This is a genomic window from Cyclobacterium xiamenense (genome assembly GCF_042140265.1).
Lineage (GTDB): Bacteria > Bacteroidota > Bacteroidia > Cytophagales > Cyclobacteriaceae > Cyclobacterium > Cyclobacterium xiamenense_A.
This window is the reverse complement of the sequence record NZ_CP159481.1, coordinates 1982522-2008043: the sequence shown is the minus strand read 5'-3', so window position 1 is coordinate 2008043 and position 25522 is coordinate 1982522. Positions and strand designations below refer to the sequence as shown.

Genomic DNA, 25522 nt, shown 5'->3' with positions numbered 1-25522 from the left:
CAAGCTGCCATGCACCCGTTTGCGTTTGCCGGGGCCGCTGCCGATCGAGGGATTACTCCGGTACCGGTATGCGAGCGTAACGGTACAGCACCGGTTGTACCCGCAGTTTCTTTTCGCTGAGCGTGAAATAACTGTTGCCATCCGGGCTGAATGCCAGCGCTTCTCCTTGGGGTTCCGGCTCGTAGGGCAGTAGCCTTGCGGGTTGGCGCAGCGTTTCCTCCAACGACAAAGCGGGATCCCGCTCCCAATAATAGACTACCCAGTAGTTTTTGATCGCTACCTGACGCCCATCCGCAGAAATATCTCCGGCTACCGATAGGGTAATTGGCAATTCCAGCACCTTTTCCAACTCGACGGTACTCCCATCCTGCAGGTCAGCGGCGGCCGCTTTGTACAGCGTATTTCGTGCGTCTCGTTTGGTCAGCAGGTATAAATCACCGCTCAGCGGGTCCAGCAGCAATGTTTCTGCATCTTTGGCCCCGTCCGGGTACCTCAACTTGATCCGTTCCGGATTTACAGAAAGTTCTCCCCGGAGGACAGGAGGCTCGGGAAACCGATAAATCAACAGTTCCTCATGGACGCTGAAATTATCGCCAATGTCCCCCAGGTACAGGTAGGATTGACCCGCAGCGGGGCCGGGACCGATGGCCAGATCCTCCCAATCCCGGTTTTTCGTCCCCTCCAGCAGAATCTTGCCCCGGTATTTTCCCAGGGTATCAAGTAGAAAGAGTTCCGCCGATCCGCCACTGTCGTTGTGTAAATAGATGATCTCTGGAAATTTTCGGGAAACGGCCATGCCGCTGGTCTCATCGAGGAATTTTTCTTCGATCGCCGCGACTTTTTTCGGACCGGAAAAGATGCTGTACGTCACCTGGGGGTGTAGCTTTAGGTCGTACTTTTTTTGAAGCTTTTCCGAAAGCAAAAAAGGAATGATCGAAAAAAGAAAGAAAAGTTTAAGCAATTTCTCGAAAAGAAAACCCATTCCTCTACGCGTTTAACCAACAACCGAATTGAACAACTTGACTGCCATGATCTGGTAATCCATACAGCATGACTACTTAAAAAACAAGGGACAGCCCCGAAAGGCTGCCCCAATAGTGTATGTTTGCTTTCCCAGCATGAAGCCAGGGGTTAATCTGCTTTTTCCTTTTTGGTGACGCTGATTTGCAGCGCGTCCCCTTCTCCAGATAGTCTGCGATGATCACGTCTCCCTCGGACAACTCTCCTTTGAGAATCTCCTCGGCAAGCGCGTCTTCCAGGTATTTCTGTATCGCTCGATTCAACGGACGTGCACCGTATTGTTTGTCGTAACCTTTTTCCGACAGAAAATCTTTTGCTTTGTCGGTTAGCTCGATAACATAGCCTAAATCGGTAATTCGGGTAAAGAGCTTCTTGAGGTTGATATCGATAATCTGATGGATGTGTTCCTTGGTCAGGGAATTGAATATCACTACATCATCCAACCGGTTCAGAAACTCCGGACTAAACGCCTTTTTCAAGGCATTTTGGATGGTTGATTTCATCACGTCGTCCATGTTTTCTTCCTTGGCTTTGGAAGCAAATCCAATTCCGGCACCAAAATCCTTCAAATCCCTTACGCCAATATTGGAGGTCATGATAATAATGGTGTTGCGGAAATCCACCCGCCTGCCCAGTCCGTCGGTCAAAACCCCATCGTCCAGCACCTGCAACAGGATGTTGAAGACGTCTGGGTGAGCTTTTTCGATTTCATCAAGCAAGACGACCGAATACGGCTTACGTCGAACTTTTTCGGTGAGCTGTCCACCTTCTTCGTAGCCCACGTAGCCCGGAGGAGCCCCCACCAATCTGGACACGGAGAATTTCTCCATGTACTCCGACATGTCGATTCGTATCAGCGCATCTTCTTTATCAAACAGGTAGGTAGCCAGCATTTTGGCCAACTCGGTTTTTCCGACCCCGGTGGGACCCAGGAACACGAAGGAACCTATGGGCTTCTTCGGGTCTTTCAATCCAACCCGTGTGCGTTGGATCGCTTTGGTCAATTTCTTGATCGCTTCTTCCTGTCCTACGACGCGTCCTTTCAGTTCGTCGCCCATGTTGAGCAATTTCGCTCCTTCGTTTTGGGCGATTCTACGGGCGGGAATACCGGTCATCATGGCGATCACCTCTGCCACATTATCCTCTTCCACCGTGTACCGTTTGGTCTTGCTTTCCTCCTCCCATTTTGCCTTCGCGTTCTCCAACTGCTCCAGGAGTTTCTTTTCTTTGTCCCGCAGTTGGGCAGCCTCTTCGTATTTCTGGCTTTTGACGACCCGGTTTTTTTCTACCTTGATTTTTTCCACCTCTTCCTCCAACTTCAGAATATTTTCTGGCACGTGAATATTATTAATATGTACCCTGGCTCCTGCTTCGTCGAGGATATCGATCGCTTTGTCTGGTAGAAAACGATCCGATATGTATCGGTCGGAGAGGTTCACACAAGCCTGAATGGCCTCCGGAGTATAATTCACGTTGTGGTGATCCTCGTACTTGTCTTTGATATTCTCGAGGATTTGGATGGTTTCCTCCGGAGAGGTGGCATCCACCATCACCATTTGAAATCTCCGAGCAAGCGCACCGTCTTTTTCGATGTACTGTCGGTATTCGTCCAGCGTGGTAGCTCCGATGCATTGGATCTCACCCCGGGCCAGAGCCGGTTTAAACATATTGGATGCGTCAAGTGAGCCGCTCGCTCCTCCTGCCCCCACAATGGTGTGCAACTCGTCGATAAACAAAATCACGTTGGGCGATTTCTCCAACTCATTCATCACCGCCTTCATTCGTTCCTCGAATTGCCCCCGGTATTTCGTACCGGCGACCAGCGAGGCCAGGTCCAGTGTAACCACCCGTTTGTTGAACAACACCCGGGATACTTTCTTTTGAATGATCCGTAGGGCCAGTCCTTCGGCAATGGCCGTTTTACCCACACCGGGTTCGCCGATCAGAATGGGATTGTTTTTCTTTCTTCTGGATAGAATTTGTGCAACGCGTTCAATTTCCTTTTCCCGACCAATAATGGGATCCAGCTTATCCTCTTCCGCCATGCGGGTAAGGTCTCTGCCGAAATTATCCAATACCGGGGTGCGGGATTTTTCCGCACTGCCCTTGGAACTCCCGGAGGAGCCGCTGGAGGAACCAAATAATTTGGAACCTTCCTCGTCGGAATCGTCTGCTTCGGTACCTGACCGGGGCGACTGATCCGTTTGAAATTCGAGCATTTCCTTGACGGTATCGTAGGTTGCATCAAACTTCTGAAGTATCTGCGTGGCAATATTATCTTCGTCTCTCAAAATGGAAAGTAACAAGTGTTCGGTGCCTATAAGTTGGCTTTTGAATATCTTTGCTTCCAAATAGGTGATTTTCAACACCTTTTCGGATTGCCGGGTCAGCGGAATATTGGCAAGATTCTTCACATTGTGATTCGCCGTTCCTTTTACTGCCCGCTCCACGGAATTCCTGAGTTCGTCCAAAGGAACGCCAAGTTTCTTAAGAATGGAAACAGCCACACCTTCCCCTTCACGAATCATTCCTAACAAGAGGTGCTCTGTACCGATGTAATCATGCCCCAGTCGCAACGCTTCTTCGCGGCTGAGGGAGATCACCTCTTTAACTCTGTTTGAAAATTTTGCTTCCATTATATCCTTTCTTATGGTATTATTTCAAATCGTTGATTAATGTTATCGAATTTGTTTTAAAAACACAATAGTTTTACATATTGTTCAATTACTTTTTTCTGAACGGTCCAGGATGCGATTGGCACCGGGACCTTCACAGAATAACAAATCCACAATCGACAAATCCGGTGCAAAGTCTGCGCCAAATATTTGCTGGTACGGCTGCGGGCGATAGATTCCTTGCCTCTCTTTCAGCTTTTTAGGATGAATCAGCCCCCTAATGTCCCGAAAATGGACTTCTCCCACAGGGTCGGCTGCTACCCGCAACGTGACATCCCAGCTCAGAAATTTCAGACAAAGTGTCAGTAACTCCCGATTCAGATCCAACAGGTAGGGATGCTTTTGTAAATATACGCGCTCCAGGTCAGAATAAAAATATTCAAAAAAAGGAGCTTTTCCGTACCCGCTTTGCAATCCCCGCAAGTGGACGTTTAACCATTTTTGATCGTAATCAATTTTCAGGTCTTTGACGGCCTGCTTTTTACGAACCCCGTACACGGGTACCGACAACGTTTCGACCTTATTGGCCAGGCGTATCCTTGTCTTGTTTACAAAGGACTGCCGGCGCACCGGGTCTGCGGCAGCAAGGACGATTTCCCTTGCCCCCCTGACCGCAACGAAATAAGACAGGGTGGGCAAATACAAGACGTCCGCCACCACTCCGGATGAGAGCTGATTCATGGGCAACAGTTTCCGGAAAGGTAGGGGTAAGTTAAATTTTCGACAAAGAAAATAGGATTTTCCTCAGACGATTTCGCTAATTTCCCCAAGTCCTTCGCGAAGGACTTCTATTTGATCCCCCGTGCAATCGATTACTGTGGAAGCCACATTTTGCCCATAACCACCATCGATTACCACGTCCACCAAATCCTTGTACTTCTCATAAATCAACTCCGGGTCTGTACTGTACTCGATCACATCGTCCTCGTCACGAATGGATGTGGTCAGTATCGGTTGGCCCAATTCCCTGACAAGTGTCCGCGGAATGCTGTGGTCCGGTACCCGGATACCGACGGTCTTTTTCTTGCTATTTAACAGCTTCGGCACCTTATTGTTCGCTTCCAAAATAAAGGTAAACGGACCGGGCAGTGCTTTCTTCATCAGTTTAAAAACCGGCGTACTCAATGCCCGGGTGTATTCGGCAATATTGCTCAGATCGTAACATATAAACGAAAAATTTTGCTTTTTGGGTTTCACTCCTTTAATCAAACTGATCCGCTCAATGGCTTTTTGGTTAAAAATATCGCAGCCCATACCGTAGATGGTATCCGTAGGATAGATGATTATTCCGCCTTGCCGAAGGACATCCACAATCTGACGAATCCTTCGGGGATCCGGATTCTCGGGATAGAGCTTGATAAAGGCTGCCGCCATACAGTTCGCTGGGTTAGGTTCTCCCGGCACCGACCTTGTCAATGCCGAACAGACAGTTAAATTAACTCATTTAATCGCCAATATAAAAGCAAGGCTTGGTTTTTTCTACGGGATTTTATTTATTCAAAAATACAAGTCCTTGTTTTAATAGTATATTTGTCAAAAAGATTGAGAACAGAACCTGTGCGTTCCCCCGGCGTTCCCCGCAGGTCAAGTAAAAAAACGCATGCTTACAGACAAAAAAAAGAAATACCTGCTGGTAGGATTGGTGGCGGTTTCCGTTTTGCTGACCTCCCTGAGTTTTTACTTTTACCAGGCATTTTTTTCGCCCAATACCCTCGTAAATCGCGATGCGCCGGAAACTTTTACCATCCCTACCGGAAGCACTTTTGACGCCGTACGGGACAGTCTTTTGAAGCGAGACATCGTAAACGAGGTCGTTACCTTCAGTTTTGTAGCCAAGGTAATGGACTATTCGCAGGCCGTAAAACCGGGAAAGTATACCCTTCAGCCCAAAATGTCCAACCGGGAGCTGATCACGCTGCTCCGCTCCGGAAACCAGACGCCGGTAAACATCACCTTCAATACCATACGCCTACCCGAAGAACTGGCGGAAAAAATCACCACGGGCCTGGAAATGGACAAGGAAAGTTTTTTACCGCTGCTGCAGGACCAGGATTTTCTTAAAAAGTACGGTTTTGACAGCCTGACAGTCATGACCATGTTTATCCCAAATACCTACGAGGTATATTGGAACCTGAGCCCGGTAGAACTCTTTGACCGCATGTACCGGGAATACAACCGATTCTGGACGGATGCCCGGAAGGCAAAGGCAGAACAACTGGAACTGACTCCGCTTGAAGTTTCTACGTTGGCCTCCATCGTGCAGGCGGAAACCAACAAACGGGACGAGCGGCCGCGGGTGGCTGGAGTGTACCTCAATCGTCTGGAGCGCAACATGCCCTTGCAAGCCGATCCCACCCTGCTATTTGCCCTGGGTGATTTCAGTATCCGACGGGTATTGAACGTGCACAAGGAAGTGGAAAGCCCCTACAACACCTACAAGTATGCCGGACTTCCGCCCGGCCCCATCAACCTGCCGGAAATCAGTTCCCTGGATGCCGTGCTGAACTACGAAGATCACGAGTACCTGTATTTTTGTGCGAAGGAGGATTTCTCCGGTTACCATGCCTTTGCCCGGACCCTTCGAGAGCATCTCAGCAATGCCCGAAGGTACCAAAACGCACTCAACGCCTCAAAAATCTACCGGTAATGTTTACGAAAGAGCATCAACTCCGCGTCAGGTATGCCGAAACGGACCAAATGGGCTACGTCTATTACGGAAATTACGCCACGTATTACGAAGTAGCTCGGGTAGAAGCCTTGCGGAGCATTGGTTTTTCGTACAAGGACATGGAAGCCTCGGGGATCATGATGCCGGTTCTGGAAAACCACAGCCGCTTTTTGCTACCTGGAAAGTACGACGAACAGCTGACCATTCGTACCAGCATTCGGGAAATGCCCGGGGTACGCATTCGGTTTTACTACGAAATTTTCAACGAACAGGGGGAAACCATTCATGTAGGGGAAACCTTACTGACCTTCCTCCGAACGGACACGCACCGGCCCTGTAGGCCACCGGTACCCTTGGTGGACTTGCTGCGGCCCTATTTCGACACCCCTAATCCATCCGGGACGTGAAAGAGCGGATCGAAAGGTTTTTGGATCGTTTGCACAAGCAAGCCTTACGACTAAAGCCGATCCATTTTGGCAATCCGGATCAAAACCTGTACGACGTAGGGAAAATCTTTTTCCACCACCTGCAAAAAGACGACGTATTCGAACGTGCCAGCGCCATGGCATTTAACTTCACGGTGGCCATGTTTCCCTTGTTGCTATTTTTACTGAACACCATTCCCTTTATTCAGTTTTTTTTTCCGGGCGTAACCACGGCTAATATTTTGCTCTTTATCCGGGATATTTTGCCCGAGTCCGTGTACAACGAAGCCGCGCCGACCATTATGGACATTGTGAGCAAGCCCCGGCAGAGTTTGCTATCACTGGGTTTTTTCCTGGCCCTCTACCTATCCACCAACGGGGTGATCTCCATGATGAATGCCTTCAACGCCGTGTACCGCACCAAGGAATACCGTAGCTTCTTCCGCACGCGCCTGATAGCTGTAAGCATCGTATTGGTACTGGTGGTGAGTATTTGCGGGGCCGTGTTGGTGATGCTGGTGGGCAGCGATCTGTTGTTGCGGATTTCAGAATTCGAGTTTGTGAGCAACACCATCTATTACTATTCTCTGGCCTTTTTCCGATTTTTCGTGTTGCTCCTGCTGTTTATGATTGCTACGGCCTATATTTTTCGCTTTGCTCCGGCCGTTCATGAAAAGTGGAAGTTTTTTTCTACCGGATCGGTGGTGGCTGGCTTTCTGATTACCTTGGGATTTTTTCTGTTCACCTTTTACTTAAATAATTTTGCCAGTTACAACAAGTTATACGGATCGATCGGGACGATGATTGCGGTGATGTTGTGGTTATGGATTACCTCCATCCTGGTATTGGTAGGGTTTGAAATCAATGTCAGCCTGGACAAGACCCGCCGGAAAAAGGCGCCGGTAAAGCGACCAAAGCAACCCGGAAAAAATCCCGGATTTGCCTAATTTTTTCCTACCCAACTATTGGTATAAACTAGAATATGGTCTACATTTGCAATCCAAATCCCATCAGCATGCACAAGAAAAGGGATGGGCAGGTGCTAAAGAAGTAAAGCGAGAAAGCGCCGGGTAGATTTAGAGGAGTGGCAGAGTGGTCGATTGCGGCGGTCTTGAAAACCGTTGAACCGCGAGGTTCCGGGGGTTCGAAATCCCTCCTCCTCTGCACAAAAATAGCCGGGCAAATTGCCCGGCTATTTTTATTTCGAGTCGTCGGGAGCTGCCCTGCTGCCTGGCTTTTCGCTAAATCGGTCTCAAAAGATAGATCCTTGACGCTCCAGTCCTAAAGGATATTTTTTATGCGCACAAAGCTCTTTTGCTGCGTACAACCTTGCCTGACATGGAAAAGAAACACCTTTCGACTTTGGAATATTTCCACTTGAGAAAAATGGATTTTTTCCGGGCTTCAGTGCCGTTTTACAGGATGACATTGGTTTTTTAGCGATTTTTTTCTACCTTTTACTGGATTGGTACAAAAGAATCCGGCGGGAGGTTGTCTGCTTGGACGGACGATTTCCTTTCGGGAGGCGGCAACCGGTTAATTTATCAACCCCTATCATGCTACACAACATCCTTTCGAGCCTCCGGTCTTGCCTGGGTATAGTGGTCTTCCTATACTCCAGCAGCTGCGGCAGTCCCCCCGCCGGTTGCCCGGATTGCCCGGACGATTTGCAACTCCCCTCCCTCTTGTCGGAAGAAGTTCCTTTTCGCACGCTTCAGGTGAAATGGAATGCCCTGAACGGAGCGCCTTCCATTGACGATCCTTCGCTGCTTTGTGAGGAGACCTTTGGCGAGTTGTTGCAAAACCGCCACCTGCGGGCAGGCCTATGCAACTGGACCCAGTGTAAAATCCTCTTGGGACCCGTTATCGGTTCAACCGCGAATTTCGGATTGTTTGACGATCCGGACCTCTCCGTTGGCGCAGCCGGTGACGTCGTGGTGCACCATACCGCACTCACCTCGGAACTCGAAGAACTGGCCCTCCTGTGCGATAACCACTGGAATGCGCAGCCTACCGGGGTAACCGGTCTCGCTGTTCGCTCCTTTGTCAATGCCGATGGCACAGACAGTCCGATTAACGGTATCGCTTTTGCGAATTCCGGAACCCGGCCTTTTTTCTTTATCGGCGACCTGGAATTCTTTCCCAGTGCGCTTGGCGACCTTCACCGAAACACGGAGCGGGTGCTGGCCCACGAACTGGGTCACGTTCTCGGCCTCTGCCATGCAAATGGAGATGACGGGGTGGCTTGCAACAGCGGTTTTCTCGATTTTAATGATTTTGGCAACCTCATGTCCGGTGCCGGCAGTTCGGCCTCAAGTCGAACGCTGGAAGTAGCGCAGTGCGATATCGCGCGCACCCGCTATGCGGACCTTTTCTTTCCGGTAGCCGATGCCCAAAGGCGCATCGTGTCCCTGTTGGACGAACGGGGGGAACGCTTTGCCGCAGCCGATAAATCCCTTGACCTGTACAAAACCATGGTGTTCAACCGGCTATCCGAAGCGGGCGAGTTGACCATACTTATTGGAACAAATGGCCTGTTTACCCCGCGCAAAAACGACTATTGGGTTCTGCTAGATCTGGACAACGATGTGCAAACCGGGCTACACGGTGGGCGGATTGTCCGCGATAGCGATCAGCAAGGTGTGGACTTGGCCCTGCAGGTAGAAGTAAGCGATAGCGGCAAGCGCAGCAAAACCACGCTGTATACCGCCGAATCAAGCGGGTTTCGGCCGCAGTCGCTGGCACCGGGTCTTTTGAGCACGACGCTTGTTACCAGCGAACTGTACACCTCTTCGGCGGAGGCCTGCCAAGGCGTTCCCGTATTTCAGGAAATCGAAATCAGGCTTTCGCGGGAACTGTTGGCAAATGGCGGTACGGCGGAGGAAGTTGCCCGCTTATTTCCCAACGGCCTCAGCCTGCAAACCATCGCGGTCGGCACCGCTGCCAATGGGGAAGCAATCCTCGACAAATGCCCCGAGCGCCCGCGGGCGGTTCGCTTGCACTAGCTGTAACCCTTCGGAGATGCCAGGATGCAGGCTCCTTTTACCCCTGTTTCTTTGTCCTATTCAAAAGGTGAGATGACATCTACCGTTTTAATGTTGGAAACGTTATCGCTCCATCCTGCCCGGACACAAAAGCCAAGGGCCTTGCAACAAAATTACCGAAGGTTTCCTTTAGAAAAGCTATTTTTTTGAACTGGCCTAGCAATGGAGGGTAAATGGCTGCTCTCCTATTGGCAGGGATCATGGTTCAGAACCGGGGTTTGTTCTCAATAACCAAGATTTTGGTAAAAAACAGCTAGGAATTCAGGCCCAAACGTACAAATGCCAATTCGTCATGGACATTCAAATAGAGCCACACCTTTCCATCTTTAAAAAAAGGTTTTTGGGGTATGGGCGTTGAAAAAAGCTTACCAATACCACCTGCTACCGCTGCCTCTTTGATCACTTCAAACGAATCATTGAGAATACTGATAAACACGTTGTGGTCATTCATTTCCAGCATCCCTTGGTCATTCATTTTTGGTAGACCTACGATTGAAATCCTGACATACTGGTTATTGGTTGAATCGCTCATTAAGGGTAAAAAGGTGACCTCTTTCCCGATCTTTAGTTTTCGACTGTTATATTCTTCTCTTGAATTGACCTCCCGGGTATAGGTACCTACTTTTTCTGGTGCCGTTAGGGTTGGTAGGCAGGAGTAATAGTTCAAGTTTTCCTCGACTAAATCATATACGGCTATTTTGCTAAACACGGGATTCGTGATCACCAGTTTATTTCCCAATCGAACAATTTCTGTATTTTGGGGAGAAACGGATGCCCCTCTGCCTTGCTGGTATCTTACCGTAAAATCTTTTGCCTTCTCAAATCCGTTTAGTTTTACTTTTCTTAAAAAATCCGTTTCCTCGTTCAAGATCGCGAAAAATATTTCTCCGGTATCGTGATTCTCCACCAAGCCAAAAATTATAGTATAATCCTTGGTAGGAATAATTTTTGAGGTGAATTGTTCGCCTTTTACTAATTGATCCCCTTCAAAATTTCGTCCTATTAAACGATACTCTTTCAGTTTTTGCTTTTTACTATTGAAAATACTTGTGGAAAAATGACTCGTCAGGATTAAATTGTTGTTGACATCAGCACTTACCCCATACACATAATCTCCAAATGCATTGGGTCCGTCCGCGTCAAAATCCATCTTTTCTTCAAACGTCAAGGTTTCCAGATTTATCCTTTCCAGGTAAGGACTGGTTCCCCCTGAATTAAAAAGGTACGTTCCATCGTTGCTAGAACCCGAAAAATAAATCCCGGAACGCAGGTTGATAAAATCCTCTCCCGTATCGATAATGACCGTATCGATTGAAACCTCCAATCCCTCCACTTTTCCCGTTCCGGATGCCGACTGATCACAGGAATACAATGAAAGTACTAGTAAAAAAAAACTAAGATGGCTTTTCACACGCCTAATTTTGAACTAAAAAAACAAATAAACAAATTTAATGATAGTAAAAACCGATTCAATCGTCTGATAAACAGCTACTATTTCACATGCTGATTGGTAAACGTAAAGCGCTTATTGTCTAGGTGAGTCTTAAACATGGATATAACGGTTTGTTTTATGCCACCCATTCCGGTTTTTGCGTGTCAGTGATTCCGGTCTAAAATGTGCCCGTCTACTGAAGTAGGTTCGGACCTAAAACGGTTCGTTTCGTCCCAGTCATATCGGCTCAAACAGGGTCACGTTGAACGATCAGGTTAAACAGGTTATCGCGCAATCAAAATGCACTATTTCCAACCAACTCGGTCCAATGTGGATATTCAGTTGATGTCAATGGTGAAAATTGCGCCATTGCGTATACTCCATCGCAGACTGAACCCGAAGATCTCGAAAATGGAGACAACGGAACATCCTTTATTACCTATCAAGATGAAAAAATAAGGAACAACGATTTTGAAGAAAAAGCGTTGAGCCAACATTCTCCGGCATGGTAAAATTCAAACCAAAAACCTACACTTACAACCTGTCAATTTTTCCTACCAGATACCGCGCCTTTGCACTTTGTTTGCACCGGAAAGATTTTTATACAAATACGGTACGGACCAAACGAGCGTACAACTTACCGTCGTTTTGAAAACAAGGGTAAAAAATCAATAAATTTACCCGTGTTGCCTCCACGGGGCAAACGTTTACCTCGTTAGCTCGTTTTGTTTGCCGCAGCCCCTTCCCAAAACGATCCCCATCTCCTCTCTCGAAACACGAACCTTAAGCCGCACCCAACCACCCTACTACCTCCGAATCTTGATCGTAGCTCAGCCCAATATGCCTGTAAGTTGGTAACGAACGAATCGTCCTTGTAAACACCGATAGCAAAAACGAAGCAAAAGAACGCGAAAACCAATTAATTCGAGCACTAGAAGAACCTTAGTTTAACAGCGATAAATGGTTTATCTGCTTTACATGTCACGAACTGCTGTAGGTATCGGGAGATTTGAAAATGCTCCTTACCAAGACCGATTTAACCGAAACGGAAACCCTGTCTCCACCAAAAAAGACCACACAGCACAGCAAGGAATACCCCTGGCAGTTGGGGTAATTCAGCAAAAGACGCAATCAGCCGCTGTAGCAGTGTTGCGTTTGCTGATTTAGCAAACAAGGTTTCCTCCATTGGAAGCCGCTTCCGCACCAACCAAACCGACAAGCGCCCGATCCGATTTCATTCCGATTCGGAACCATTCAACGCCCCCCCACCACCGTCTCGCTCGGTCCCAGGATCTTTTTTCAGGAAGACATGCGATTAACCCAAAGAATTTCCTACCTTAAAATCATGAATAAAAAGATCTGTTTCCCCAAAATAGTCTTGCTCTCATCCGGGTTGTTGATGGGAGCTTTGGCAGGGATTGCGCAAAACACAGCACTGATCGACCCGGAGGTGGAAACCGCCCGTACGAATGCCTACGAAAAGCAACTGGAAAATTACCTGCGCCATTTTCTGGTGGACGAATACGAAGCCCGTGCAGCCAGCCGCTGGAACCGGGATTACAGCAGTCCTGCCGCTCTCGAACGAAGTGTGGAGCCCAACCGCAGGCGTTGGGAAGAAGTGCTAAGTCCACCGATACTCTCCAAGAGCGGACCGCTCGAAACCAAACCCTACCCTCTGGGAGCACTACAGGCCGAATGGCTAACCCTCCCCTTGGGCCTGTTGACGGCAGAAGCGGTGCTCGCCTTTCCGGAGGGGGCAAGCAAACAGCAGCCGGTACCGCTGATCATCGTACAACACGGCATTGGCAGCTCGCCGGAAACTCCTTTTACCGCCGGGGCCTACCACGAATATGCGAAGGGATTGCTTGATGCGGGGTTTGCTGTACTGATACCCATGAACCTGCGCTCGGTGGAGCGACGCAACAACGTGGAGCGCTATGCCCGACTGGCGGGTACCAGCTTGCCCGGCATAGAATTGGTTCGGGTGCAGCATTTATTGGATGGCGTACTTGCAGACCCCCGCGTGGACGAGGCCCGCGTCGGGATGTGGGGTGTCTCCCTGGGCGGAATGGCTACGCTATTCTGGATGCCTCTGGAATCCCGGATCAAAGCGGGAGTGGTGTCGGCCTGGTTCAACGAGCGGCGGAATAAAATGGCCGTGCCGGATCCGCGCTATTCCAGCTTTTCTCCCCGGGAAGAACACGCGTTTTTCAACGGTTGGCTGACAGAATTTTCCGACGAAGACCTGGTTTCCCTGATCGTGCCCCGTCCCTTGATGATACAACACGGAAAAAAAGACAATATCGCTCACTGGCCGCAGGTAGTGGAAGCCTATGAAAAAGCAGCCCTGCACTACCAACGCCTGGACATCCCCGAAAAGGTCGACCTGGTATTGCACGAGGGAGGGCACGAGGCGATTGTGGCGGAAGGAGTGAAGTTTTTGACCGACTGGCTAGCCGCATCCAACAGAGAGAACGAATGAGTTATTCCACCATGCTTCCAGAAAAAATTAGCACCGTCCGGGTCGGCCCTTCCCACTGATGGAGCAAGCGATCGTAAGGGCCTTTGTTCGCCTCGGATGGCCAAAAAACACCTAAATCCAAATCTTGAATTGCCACCAAACCTCCTTGCTATGAAACGCTTTTTCCTACTTCTCGCGCTGCTCGTCGGGCTGCTGCCCGCAGTATTTGCCCAAAACCAATCCCTCAAGGTTATCAGCTACAATATTTGGAATGGATTTGACTGGGGGAAAGATCAGGAGCGCGAACAAGCCATGGTGCAATGGCTGAAAGAACAAGACGCAGATGTCATCGGTTTTCAGGAGCTCAATGCCTTTACCCCGGAGAAACTCGCCCGACTTGCCCGGGAATGGGGGCATCCCTATAGCCTGTTACTCAAAGAAGAGGGCTACCCCATCGGCATTACCTCGAAAACACCGCTGGAATTGAAAGGCCGCCTCCTGGGTGGATTTTGGCACGGCATGCTGCACGCCAAAACACGCGGCATCGACTTTCTGGTGGTCCACCTTAGCCCTCAGGATTGGCATTTCCGGCGGTCTGAAGCCGAAATCATTTCGACCTATATCGAAAATGTCTTGATCAAAAACGAGCAGGACCAATACATGGTTATCGGCGATTACAACGCCCATTCCCCATTTGACGCCGGATTTGACCTGGCCCATCCGGAAACCCTTCGCCGCAACCGGGAAGGGGATCGACAGCGATTCGAAGAAAAGGGTGCAGAAGCCTTCCAAACGCTCCGAAACGGCGCCTTTGACTACAGCGTCATGTCCCGGTTTTTATCCCTTCCCCTAATCGATGTGGTACAAAACCACACGGAGGAAAACCGAAAATCTTCCTTTCCTACGCCCTTGATCACAGGGGATCTATCTTCCGAAGAACGAGCCGGCTATCGGCAGCGCATCGATTATATCCTGGTCAGCCCCTTTTTCGAATTTCGCTGTACCAATGCGCGGGTAATCAACAGCGGAACACCCGATCGGCTCTCCGATCACTATCCGGTGGTCGCATCCTTTGCCTGGGAAGAATGAATGCCCATTACCCAAGGCTTTTTTTTACTCAATCCCTTCGAGGCGGGTTTGGTGACCTACCCTTTCCACGTCCCTTGCTATTCGTTTTCCGATCTGTTTCGTCAGGACGTACTTGGAATAGCTTCCGGATACTTTACTTTGTTCGGATTGTTTTTCATGGCCTTCAAAGGAAGCGCTCGTCCTCGCTTCACCCTCGGTCCGGAATTCACCGCATTGGCCTTACCCCTACCGCTATTCCATTCCATGACCTCCGGAAAGTTGATTTTCCGGAATGCACACGGCTTTCAAGGCATTTTGTCTTCGGCTACCGTTTGGAGTATTCTTCGTACGTACGTTATTATCGAAACAGAAATACACAGGGATTTTTGCAGCCGGTGTAAGGGGTGTACCAGTTGCCAGGGATAGTTTATTTGGTTTTTTTGGATAACGGACCCCATCTTTTATGATGACATTTTTTGTATATTGTCGATGATAGGTAGAAAGAAAAACAACTCAAGTATGAAAACCAACATTCAATTTGCGCTGCTTTTAAGTGCTGGCATGGCCTTCTTTGCATGCTCCGTAAGCGATGACGATCAGGATCCCCGTGTTGAAATTTGTAACAACGGTATCGATGACGATGGCGATGGGCAAGCCGATTGTGACGACGGAGATTGCCTCGAAGACAATGCCTGTATGCAAATAGGCTCAGATTACCGCATAAAAGATAATATTGCTGCGGTTCCCTACGGGCTTAACGAGGCCCTGCAACTGCACGCAAAAATCTACACCTACAAAGCCGACGAGTCCGCAGAAAAGCGGATAGGCTTTATGGCCCAGGATGTTCAAGCGATCATGCCGGAATTGGTCAGCGTAGACAAATCCGACCAACACCTGAAACTAAAATACATGGACCTGGTGCCTGTATTGGTCAATGCCATCAAAGAACAGCAGCAAATTATCGAAGCGAACCAGCAACAACTGGAACTGCTCAGGTGTGAACTTGAAATGCAACGGCAATCTGACTAAAGGGCCTTCCGCTTCTCTGTCCTTTCCGAAAGTGCGATGCGAAGCACTTTCGGAAAGGCCTTGTTTGGAAAAACAATTTAGCTGCAATCTGACCCATTTCCGAAAGATTTTGAAAGTGACAACGGAAAGAAAAACCATCTTTTTATCGCCTGATCCGCCGGCTTCCGGTTATTGGATCGGCCAGCGTACAGTGCTGTACCATTAACTGGTAGTAAAGGAACATGTAGCGTGAATAAATACAGGGTATTTGACTGTATGGGCTGCAAGAGCAGATCGTTCGCAGGCGAACATGTGGTCAATAATTTTCATACGCCTGTAACCCGATGGCCTGGTGATCTATCTTTGTAGTAATCGGAGATTTTTTTACCGCGACAGGATGAGTTTGTAATCACCTATCACTGTATTCAGCAGGGAACAGCCGAGGGGGTGTATGAACCGACCCGGTACAATTTGCAGAGCAGGATTCGCCCTCTGGTTTGACCGGGTGCTATTCTTCTGTTTGCAATTTTCACCCTCAGCGACACGGATTACATTAAAATCGGGCACTTCCCCCCAGACTTCCACTTCCCTTCAGGTACCGTACGGGACATTGAACCTATATTTCGCCCATTTTTTTCAATTTCTTCAAGTAAATAGCCTTTTCACTGTTCCGAATTTCCCAAATCCCATCGCCCGGAGGTACCCTGGAGACAAGGATACACCCCTGATAGGTGCGGCCAAAAAAGACCTCCAATCGGTTTACCAATTCATCCCCGCCGTTGAAAACCGGATGTACATGGGGCCTGTTCCCTTGGCCCCCTGGCGCATCGCAGCGTTCTCGTGTCAAATCTGTGGGCGATTCCCAGGGAAAACGCATACCCTTCGACCTTGCAAGGAAACGGGATGGAAGCGGACGATTGCTTGACCCGCCTCCCCGCGGGGAAAGCTGCTGGAAAAATTACAAAAAGTCGAAGACTACCAAAAAGGGAAAAACAGGCTCTTTGTTCCGAGCTGGGGCGAGCGATCCAACGATAGGGTTTTCTTAGCACACGGTTTTTCTATTGAAGCAAACAAATAACTGTAAAAAAGGAAACTAACGATATAATATATGTTGTTTTTGGGGAAAAAGCATGCGTATTAAATATAATTTTGTACATTTAAAGAATGTAGGGCTAATACTGTGTAAAAAGGGCTCCGAAAACGTCCACTACACCCAATCCTGGACGTCCTGTATGGTTTTAAAAACAATACCTCTGCCATCCGTCTGTGGAAGTCGTCGGTTTAGCCACCTAATGGGGCAATAGCTCGCTGAAAAAGATCGAAACTTAAAACCACTCGTAAAAAGGTGGTCGCTGAAAAGCCAACCTCAAAACCAGAGAAGGAAAATTACCCGTTACCCGACACTTGGGAAAACCAAGTAAAACTATTGCCTCATTTACTTTAAACACACACTTTTATGCTAACCACAGAAAAATTCAAGAAAATGCTCGCGCAGGGTAGAACCTTAACGCATGCTCCGGTTGACGAGGATGCGCTAGGCCCTCTTAAACAACTAACGGGCGTTTGGACAAACCTGCCAAACCTACCCGGTAGGGGTTGGAACATGATCGCGCTTCCGTTCATCAGGGAAGGGTCTTCGCTTAACTACAGGCTGCTGCTTAACCAGTACAACGAGAAACACCAGTTTGGTCTGGTGGATAAAGGCGTTCCCAACAGAGGCGTGGACCTCAATGAACCGGAAAATACGGATCAATTTGTCGCCACGCTGGACTACGATCAGTCCATCACCCAAATCGCGGCGATGGATTTTCCGGAAAGCGGGGAAGCTGGCCCCTCAGACCTCCCCATACACCACGAGCCCGGTTTGTTTTTACACATGACGAACCTGACAACCACTGGTTTCGACCTGGCAAGACTTGCTTCCATCCCCCATGGAAATTCCGTATTGGCTTTGGGAAAGGCTCGCACCAGTAAGGGTGCCCCGACGATTCCTGAGGAAAGCGGCTTACCGGTAGGCTTCCAAAAGCTCGACAATCCCTACCTGGCTCCGTACAAGCATTTTCATGAAAACCTTTTCCAGGGTGTTTTCGACCCTACCGTTCCGAACGACTTGCTTGTGAAAGCCAACGAGGCTGTCACGATTGTGAAAACCACCGAGCTGACATTTGATTCTACCATTGCGTCCGGTGGTATTTCCAATATCCCTTTTATCAAAAAGCAGGCAGACGCCACCAGGATGACTGCCAGGTTTTGGATTCAGGAATTAGCCGAAAAGGATTCGAACGGGGACCCGGTTTTACGGCTTCAATATACCCAGACGGTCATTCTCAAGTTCTTTGGTATTGACTGGCCTCATGTCAGCATCAATACCTTACAAAAGGTAGTATAATCCACTATATTTTTAAAAACCCAAATCACAAAAAAATGGCACACTTTAAAGTTCAGAATTTAAAACATCCTGAGGGTCACCAGGTACCAAAAACAGCCCCGGTGGTGATTGTAGGAGCCGGTATGGCAGGTCTATATACGGCCTGGCGCTTAATCAATGAGAAGGGGTATTCACCGGACGAAGTCGTAATTCTTGAAAAACTTAACCGTACCGGAGGTAGACTGGACTCTGACCTGATCAAATTTGAGGGTGCCACGGTCAAAGAGGAGGAAGGCGGCATGCGCTTTACTTTTGATAGTATGGATAATCTGATGGCGCTGTTTATGACGCTACCCACCGCCAACGAGCAGGGAGAACCCCATCCGGCACAGGAGCTTATCGCCCGGCAAATCGTTCCTTTTCCCATGCAAAGTGGCGGAAACAATAAATTATACTTCAGAGGAGTTCCCTTCAAACAAAGCGAAGCGAAAAGTACCTGGCCACAACTCTATAATCTTACCGACCAGGAGATTGCACTGAGCCCCTCTGAGATTATCAATAGTGTGTACAATCAGATATTGGCTGCCAATCCCGATTTTACGGCCAAATACCCAACAGCAGAAGATCGTAAGGGGCCCGACTATTGGCAAGACTTCCGCATCGCCTGCCAATGGGAAGGGGTGATCATGAAGGACTGGTCGCTATGGAACCTTTTTGCCGACATGGGCTACAGCAATGAAGCCATTACGATGGTGTATCAATCATCCGGGTTCAATGGCACATTCCTTTCTCAAATGAACGGCGGCGTTGCCTACCAATTGTTGAAAGAGTTTCCGGCCGATCCACAATTTCGAACCTTGAGTGAAGGCTTCAGCACGCTACCGAATGCCCTTGCGGCACAGATTGGCAAAAACTCCATTTTCCTGAATACGACGGTTACTCGTATGAACCAATCCGGAGAGGAGGGGTATGTGCTTGATTATACGATTTCCAATGGACGCGACGAGCAGGAAAAAAAGGGACAGATACATGGAGCCAAGGTGATTCTGGCGCTACCCAGGCTGGCTTTGGAGACGCTTTTCATCCGATCCAATACTTTTAATGCACTGGATAAAAGCAAGTCGGATACATTGTGGAATACGCTTCAAACCGCCACCAACCAGCCCCTGCTCAAGATCAATCTGTATTACCCAAAAGCCTGGTGGAGTAGCGAGACGCTGGTAGAAAAAGGAGCGATCGAATTCGGTCCCAATTTTGCCGATTTACCCGTAGGCTCCATTTATCCATTTTATGCGGTGGACGATGCGTTGGCTGCTGCCCTGGAATACCAGCAATACATGAGCGAGCACAATCAATCCATTCCGGAAGCTATTCAGAAAAAGATCGATGAAATCAATCGGCGTAAATCTCAGAAACCGGCGGCGCTGACCATTTACTGCGATTACATGAATATCAACTACTGGTTGGCCTTGCAAAAAAACGGCCCTCTTTTTACCTCGGATATGCAGGACCAAGAAAACAATAGAGAGAATCAGGTGGTCTTTGCCGCTTCGCAAAAGGTGGTAGAAAAGGCGACTGAGTTTTTCAGGAAAGTGTTTAATGTGACCTACATTCCTGAGCCTGTCTTGACCAGCGCCCGAATTTGGGCCGGAAGTACCGTTATCGACACAGAAGCCAGCGAAAGATTCGGGTATGGTGTTCACCAGTGGGCCTTGCATGCAGAGGACGATAAAACCCAGGAACTACTCAGGGAACCGTTACCGAATGTATACACCTGCAATGAAGCCTATTCGGATTACCAGGGTTGGGTAGAAGGTTCGCTGCGTTCGGCTAACCTCATGCTGAAAAAATGGGAACTACCCCCGTACAGCGAGGTATTCCAGGCGAAATACGGGAAACCAGAAGAAGCCGTACGTAGTTTCTACAACAAAAACATCCTGGAACAAATAAAAGCGTATATCGATCCGAACTTTAACCCGTTCAAAGAAATCTCTGCTTCAAAAGCTCGCGAGAATGTTCGGCAAAAGCTCAAATCAGATGGTGTTTCGCATGGCCTGATATTGACGCATTACGACCTACCCTAAGCGTGCCGAAACGGTCTCAAAAACCATTCATTTCCTGAGTCCCGGAACGCTAATGGCGACCATCCAGAGCAGCAATCAGGAGCGATAGCCGGTTTTTGAGACCGTATCCTTTTTTTATCACCTAATAACCAGATCAGGAACATGAAAACCGAAATGACGGTGGCGGGTTACCTAAAATCCCGTATGGAAGAGCTTGGAATAGCGTATATGTTTGGTGTCGCCGGAAATTATACCGCACCCCTGCTTGACACCATCATCGCCGATACCGATTCACCCATTAAAATTATCAATAACTCCAATGAGATCACCGCGGGATTTGCCGCGGATGGCTACGCCCGTGTCAAAGGAAAGCCGAGTGCCGTATATGTGACTTATAGCGTGGGCCCATTTACCGCACTCAACACCATTGCAGGAAGCTTCGTTGAAAAGGTGCCCATCCTGATGATCAACGGTGCGCCCACAAATAAGGAGGATAGTAATGAAAAAAATGTGGGGCTTCTGTATTCGCATACTACGGGCTATGACCTTGTGGACATTCACATGTTCAGATCGATCACCGTGGCTGCCGAGCGCATCACCAATGCGGCCCAGGCACCCTTTCAAATAGACTCGGTACTGACTGCCTTGCTTACGCACGGACGACCCGTGTACCTGGAAGTGACCGAAGACGTGTGGCGGGCAACCTGCCAATCACCGGAAGGATCTTTGAGCTCCGGGAAAGGACGCATCGTGACCGTGAGTGAAGTAGGCAAAGTCGTACAGGCGGCGATGAAGGTCATCAGAAGCCGGCCAAAATCCATATTCTGGGCTGGAATTGAGTTGCAACGCATGGGCTTGCAAGAAGAATTTCTTGAGCTTCTCAAAGTCACCAACGACCAACATGCCCAAAGCAATGAGCGGATTCACTTTGTTACCTCGGCACTAGGCAAGTCTTGTATCGCCGAAGACAATCCCTATTTTGACGGCTGTGTTACGCTTACAAAAGATCAAATCAATGAGCTGGTCGGGGACGACGGTGTGGTCATTGGCATCGGTGCCTGGACCATCGGCAAGGATACCGAAAACCAGAATATCAGGAGTGACAGAACCATTATGGCAGCGCATGACGGGGTGTTTGTAGGTTCGGAGTTTTTTCCTTTGGTGGATTTAAAAACGTTTATCGTAGCGCTTACCGAGGCATTTAAAACCTCGCCTACATTGAATTTGAAGGGCATCCATCCACCACTAAAGCGGCTGGCCCAGGTTGAGACGAGCGAAAAGAGCATGGGCTACACGCCGTTTTTCAAAGAATTGGAGAGCTACATCAAAAAAGAGAAAGATACCGTTCTCGTCGTAGATGCCGGGTTTCCCTTGATCGGGGCACAAGGTGTAACCATCCCGGAGAGAAACGGCTTTGTGGCCCAGGCTGCCTGGTTGGCAATAGGCTACTCCGTCGCGGCGGCAACAGGGGTGAAGTTTGCGGTACCCCACAAACGGGTGATGGTGGCGGTAGGAGACGGGGCCTTTCATGAGACCTGCCAGGCTGTAGCGGAGCACCACGCAAACGGTCAAAACACGGTGGTATTCGTTCTGGCGAATGGGATTTACGGGATCGAACAATACCTGGTGAACCCCAACCCCTTTCGAAAACCGCCGGTCGATTATTCCAATAATTTATTGGATGCGACCTATTCGTACAACGAGATCCCCCGATGGAACTACAGTAAACTACCCGATGCGATGGGTGGTATCGGCAGAAAAGCCGGTACAATCGATGAGCTACGGACCGTACTGGAGGAAATCAGGCAGACGCCCCATGAGAATTTTGTCGTCGAGGTCAGCATCCCCTCCAAAGATACTCCGGAGGTCTTATGGCCCCACCTGAGTAGCGCCATCGGAGAAGACGAAACAGAAAATCCCAATTGGCCACCAGAATCCAAGTACTAGTTTCTGATCTTTTGCTGCACGGAACTCCCGGTCAATAGCGAATCGGATAGCGCTCAATGAGCGGCATTCCTAATCTCGGTCAGGAGGTTCCTGTAGACAGGTTTATTTCCCGGCGTCCCCACTAAGAACAAGGGGCGGCCAATGGCAGAAATTAAGACCGGTTTTGCCGCTGAAAAACTGTTTTTCTAAGTGGACACAGGGTACCGGAGGTCTTGCAGGTCGGACCTGTATCTAATTCCGGATCAGGCTATGGCAAATTACGCACGATGGATAAAAACTATGAGTTCACCGGTCCTCGTACAGGGTCCGTACTTCATTTGGGCTCAATGCTCTCGCGTATAGATATACTTCATCAAGTTTTCCGCTAAAGTTGTTTTTGCTCATGGCATTGCAGCCCAAAAGAACCGGTGCAGAGGAGCTGGGAAAAGGCCAAAGTTCATGCACCTCACCTACCCATTCGCCGTTTAGGTAGTACCTGACCCTTCCCTGCGATTGGTCCGCTACCACGCATAGGTGCATCCAAGTTTTGCTTGGAAAGGGTCGGTTGATCCAATAGTCCTTCCAGCTGTTGTTGAAGGTCGATAGTCCCCATTGCAAATCACCGACCGGACCGAGTCCAAATTGCCAAACCGGACGCTGCCCATCCTCTGCCGGCTTGCCCAAGAGCCGATCAAAATTCCGGTGTTCGTCTATCCAAACCCATGCAGCAAAAGAAAATGAACCGGCATGCCCGTTTAATACGGCATTATCCAGCGTAATCGTACTGTTATTCCCTGAAAAATAAGCGGCATTGCCTCGCTTACCCTCTCCCAATTCCACCCCTGAAAAGACAACTTCTTCATCCCTCCGGTCAAAAGAAAGGTAGGCCGCCAGACCCCTGTCCAGTGAAACCATTGGCCCATAACTATTGACAAACGGGCTTTGAATACCCGCGTCCTTGCCCGCAGCCAATGCCTGCAAAGCCCGCTCCCCAGGAAATCGGGCAAGGGCAGCACGCGCCAATGCCCGCGCTGCCTGCTGTTCCCCCGTAACGTTCCAGTAGGCGCAAGTACTCAGCACTTCGTCTGCTGTATTGATGTATTTTTTCTCGAGGTCTGCCAAATAGACGCGCGCCTGTGCTTCAATAAGCTCCGCCGGTAACCCCAACAATTTTTGCAAATCTTGACCGACAGATACCGGAGGTAAGTCCATGCCTATGGGATCATAGCCATACTTTTTTACCAATGCTTTCTGCCGGCTACGCCAGCCTTCGATTCCACCGTTCGGTAGCATGGTGGTAAGCCGGATATCTTCAAACAAATGGCTAAGACCCTTGGAAATAGTAGCTTTCATGATGCCGGCATTGGTTTCCTGCTGTATCATCTCAAACCGGTAACTCATCGGCCTCTCCAAGGAATGCGATTGCATAAGCCGGGCAAATTTCATCGTCTCCATCATGGGCTCCTGATCACCCCAGCCTACCGTTAGGTAAACGGACGCACTGAAATCCATATTCCCGACCAAAAACCGACGGTATTCGCGTTCTGGTTCTGCAAGCCGGTAGACCGTGGGCGCAGCGGCCAGATAGGCATGGAATAGTCGGGGACGGTATAACATGGTAGACATCGTAAAAAATCCTCCCTCACCCCTGCCCGCTAATATGCGATAGGGCGCAATAGGGTATTTGGATGCCAATCCAGGGAACAGGTCATTTTCGATCCATTCCCAGAGTGACTCTCCTTCCATTTGCGAGGGCGTAAACCGTTCCTTATACGTTAACTGTGGGAAGTAAGCACTTGCGGGGTTTTTGACCGCAATGCTTGCTACGATAAGTGACAGTCCACGGCCTTGGCGATGCAGGTCACGAGCGATCTCAGCCGCAAGTTGTCCGTATTTATCTCCTTCCAATACACAAAGCAGGGGATACTGCTTTCCGGCTTCCGGAAAATTTTCCGGAAGTAGTACCTTCACCTCATAGTCGGTGGAGGAAACGGAAGAAACCTGCTGACAAAAGAGCGGATTGTAAAAGCCCGACAGCACGCAAAAAATCGCTGTGCAGGCCCGTATGAGCATGCCAGTCGTTGTAAAGCTCAGCTTACTACCAACGAAAGTAGCGGTCCTGTTGGCCAGGCAATTGATGGTGTGTTTCATTTGATAGCCTGTAACGATAGAAACTACAGAAGGTAACCTAGAAGGCAATACCCCGCCTTTTTAGACCGCTCCGAGAACGCGATCCGAGGCATTTTTGAAATGGATTTGTTTGAAAGAGCAATTTAACGGTAATCCGGCCAACTTCCGAATGATTTTGAAAAAGGCAATCGGCAGAAAAATCGCTTGCCCCGCTATCATTTCGGCTACTCTATTCCGGAAGAAAATCCCGGTACGCACCTCCCGGCGGCTCTGTGGCAGGAATATCTGACCCCTGGTACCTTTAGCCAGCCAAGCATGCAGGGATAAACCAATTTCCCAAATAGGTACAAGCCGGGTTACCCCCGCTGCTTTCGGCATGTATTTTTGAGCGGTATGAACAAAGATTCGGCTCCCCATACGCTATCCCATGGCTTCGCAAATCCGCTACCTACCACACCTACAGGCGGGCCTTTACCAGGCAATAAATGGCGATCTTACCCCTCGCCGGCACGGCAATAACCAATCTTCAAACCCTGGCCAACATGCCTCACCCTTTCCGGGGAAAGCAGGGTCGGGGAAGTACGAATCGTTTATGATTCCATCGGTTTACGTTGTATGGCCTGCTTTTTTCGGATTCCTGACCATCAAATGAATGGTAACCGGATCAGCACCCCTCAGGTCCAGGGTACCATAGCTGGTGAAACCCTTTCCATTGTATATCGGAATATTGTTCGGGTTGGCCGTTTCCAGATAAGTCGAAACTCCTTTTGCATCGGATTCGGCCAAAACCTTGTTTACAAGCAGGCTACTCAGGCCCTTGCCCCGCCCTTCCTTTGATGTTCCGATAATAAAAAGGTAGTGATAGGGTTCATTTGAGGGGTAACCGGCCTGAAGCCTTTTGTCCAAGTCTCCTATCGCCTTTACTTTTTTCAACCCGAAATGAGCAATAAATCGGATGTTTTCCCAAAATTGCCGAAGAGTGAAACCTTTTTTCGGGGAATTTCGCCAAATGGCTGCTGACTGTTTGTCTGCCGTCAGGTACACGTCTCCCCGTAACAGGGCTGACTCAAACGCATGGGACATCATGGTGGCTATTCGTTTCCTTTTTTTAGGTCCATTGCCGGTAAACCAAATAATGTGTGGATCATTCCAGAAGGCTTCTACCAATAGTTCGATGATTCTGCCCTTATCTGACCTACTTGCTTTAATAACACGTTCCATTTCTATTCGAAGT

17 protein-coding genes, 1 tRNA gene and 1 pseudogene are annotated in these 25522 nt (G+C 49.0%); 12 read left to right on the top strand and 7 right to left on the bottom strand.

Features of this window, described 5'->3' with window-relative positions:
* Positions 1-52 precede the first annotated feature (52 nt).
* From ABWH99_RS08510 to ABWH99_RS08495, 4 genes and pseudogenes are all read right to left on the bottom strand, one after another.
* Positions 53-982, bottom strand: coding sequence for a hypothetical protein (locus tag ABWH99_RS08510; protein ID WP_375585857.1), 930 nt, complete (start codon positions 980-982; stop codon positions 53-55).
* Positions 983-1131: 149 nt separating this feature from the next.
* Positions 1132-3656, bottom strand: a pseudogene (locus tag ABWH99_RS08505) (ATP-dependent Clp protease ATP-binding subunit).
* Positions 3657-3740: 84 nt separating this feature from the next.
* Complete coding sequence (locus ABWH99_RS08500; RefSeq protein WP_375585856.1) at positions 3741-4376, bottom strand: WbqC family protein; 636 nt, start codon at positions 4374-4376, stop codon at positions 3741-3743.
* A gap of 63 nt (positions 4377-4439) precedes the next feature.
* The gene (locus tag ABWH99_RS08495; RefSeq protein ID WP_375585855.1) at positions 4440-5069 is read right to left on the bottom strand and encodes an L-threonylcarbamoyladenylate synthase; all 630 of its coding nucleotides are present in this window, start codon (positions 5067-5069) and stop codon (positions 4440-4442) included.
* Positions 5070-5295: 226 nt separating this feature from the next.
* On the opposite strand from ABWH99_RS08495, the gene mltG reads away from it, so the two are divergent.
* From mltG to ABWH99_RS08470, 5 genes are all read left to right on the top strand, one after another.
* Positions 5296-6342: an endolytic transglycosylase MltG gene (gene mltG / locus ABWH99_RS08490; RefSeq protein WP_375585854.1), complete on the top strand. Its 1047-nt coding sequence runs from the start codon at positions 5296-5298 to the stop codon at positions 6340-6342.
* Positions 6342-6770, top strand: coding sequence for an acyl-CoA thioesterase (locus tag ABWH99_RS08485; protein WP_375585853.1), 429 nt, complete (start codon positions 6342-6344; stop codon positions 6768-6770). Before mltG ends, ABWH99_RS08485 begins: the two co-directional genes overlap by 1 nt.
* A complete protein-coding gene (locus tag ABWH99_RS08480) occupies positions 6767-7735 on the top strand; it encodes a YihY/virulence factor BrkB family protein (RefSeq protein WP_375585852.1) in 969 nt (322 codons plus the stop codon). The genes ABWH99_RS08485 and ABWH99_RS08480 overlap by 4 nt, the downstream gene beginning before the upstream one ends.
* 131 nt (positions 7736-7866) lie before the next feature.
* Positions 7867-7952, top strand: a tRNA-Ser gene (locus tag ABWH99_RS08475).
* 392 nt (positions 7953-8344) lie between these two features.
* Positions 8345-9793: a hypothetical protein gene (locus ABWH99_RS08470; RefSeq protein WP_375585851.1), complete on the top strand. Its 1449-nt coding sequence runs from the start codon at positions 8345-8347 to the stop codon at positions 9791-9793.
* A gap of 292 nt (positions 9794-10085) precedes the next feature.
* On the opposite strand, the gene ABWH99_RS08465 is transcribed toward ABWH99_RS08470, so the two are convergent.
* Positions 10086-11243: a DUF4221 family protein gene (locus ABWH99_RS08465; protein ID WP_375585850.1), complete on the bottom strand. Its 1158-nt coding sequence runs from the start codon at positions 11241-11243 to the stop codon at positions 10086-10088.
* 999 nt (positions 11244-12242) lie between these two features.
* On the opposite strand from ABWH99_RS08465, the gene ABWH99_RS08460 reads away from it, so the two are divergent.
* The 7 genes from ABWH99_RS08460 (at position 12243) to ABWH99_RS08430 (ending at position 22179) form a co-directional block, all read left to right on the top strand.
* Positions 12243-12431, top strand: a complete 189-nt coding sequence (locus tag ABWH99_RS08460) for a hypothetical protein (RefSeq protein ID WP_375585849.1) — start codon at positions 12243-12245, stop codon at positions 12429-12431.
* A gap of 178 nt (positions 12432-12609) precedes the next feature.
* A complete protein-coding gene (locus ABWH99_RS08455; RefSeq protein WP_375585848.1) occupies positions 12610-13746 on the top strand; it encodes an alpha/beta hydrolase family protein in 1137 nt (378 codons plus the stop codon).
* Between the two features lie 150 nt (positions 13747-13896).
* Positions 13897-14814, top strand: coding sequence for an endonuclease/exonuclease/phosphatase family protein (locus tag ABWH99_RS08450; RefSeq protein ID WP_375585847.1), 918 nt, complete (start codon positions 13897-13899; stop codon positions 14812-14814).
* 498 nt (positions 14815-15312) lie between these two features.
* Positions 15313-15822, top strand: a complete 510-nt coding sequence (locus ABWH99_RS08445; RefSeq protein WP_375585846.1) for a tail fiber domain-containing protein — start codon at positions 15313-15315, stop codon at positions 15820-15822.
* Between the two features lie 1435 nt (positions 15823-17257).
* Positions 17258-18190 carry a heme-binding protein gene (locus ABWH99_RS08440; protein WP_375585845.1) on the top strand — a complete coding sequence of 311 codons (933 nt, stop codon included), beginning with the start codon at positions 17258-17260 and terminating at the stop codon, positions 18188-18190.
* Between the two features lie 35 nt (positions 18191-18225).
* Positions 18226-20253 (top strand): flavin monoamine oxidase family protein, encoded by a 2028-nt coding sequence (locus tag ABWH99_RS08435; RefSeq protein WP_375585844.1) that lies wholly within the window; start codon positions 18226-18228, stop codon positions 20251-20253.
* A 141-nt stretch (positions 20254-20394) separates the two neighbouring features.
* Positions 20395-22179, top strand: a complete 1785-nt coding sequence (locus tag ABWH99_RS08430; protein ID WP_375585843.1) for an alpha-keto acid decarboxylase family protein — start codon at positions 20395-20397, stop codon at positions 22177-22179.
* Between the two features lie 285 nt (positions 22180-22464).
* On the opposite strand, the gene ABWH99_RS08425 is transcribed toward ABWH99_RS08430, so the two are convergent.
* A complete protein-coding gene (locus tag ABWH99_RS08425; RefSeq protein ID WP_375585842.1) occupies positions 22465-24309 on the bottom strand; it encodes a LamG-like jellyroll fold domain-containing protein in 1845 nt (614 codons plus the stop codon).
* A gap of 585 nt (positions 24310-24894) precedes the next feature.
* On the bottom strand, positions 24895-25509 hold the full coding sequence (locus tag ABWH99_RS08420) for a GNAT family N-acetyltransferase (protein ID WP_375585841.1): 615 nt from the start codon (positions 25507-25509) through the stop codon (positions 24895-24897).
* Positions 25510-25522 lie beyond the last annotated feature (13 nt).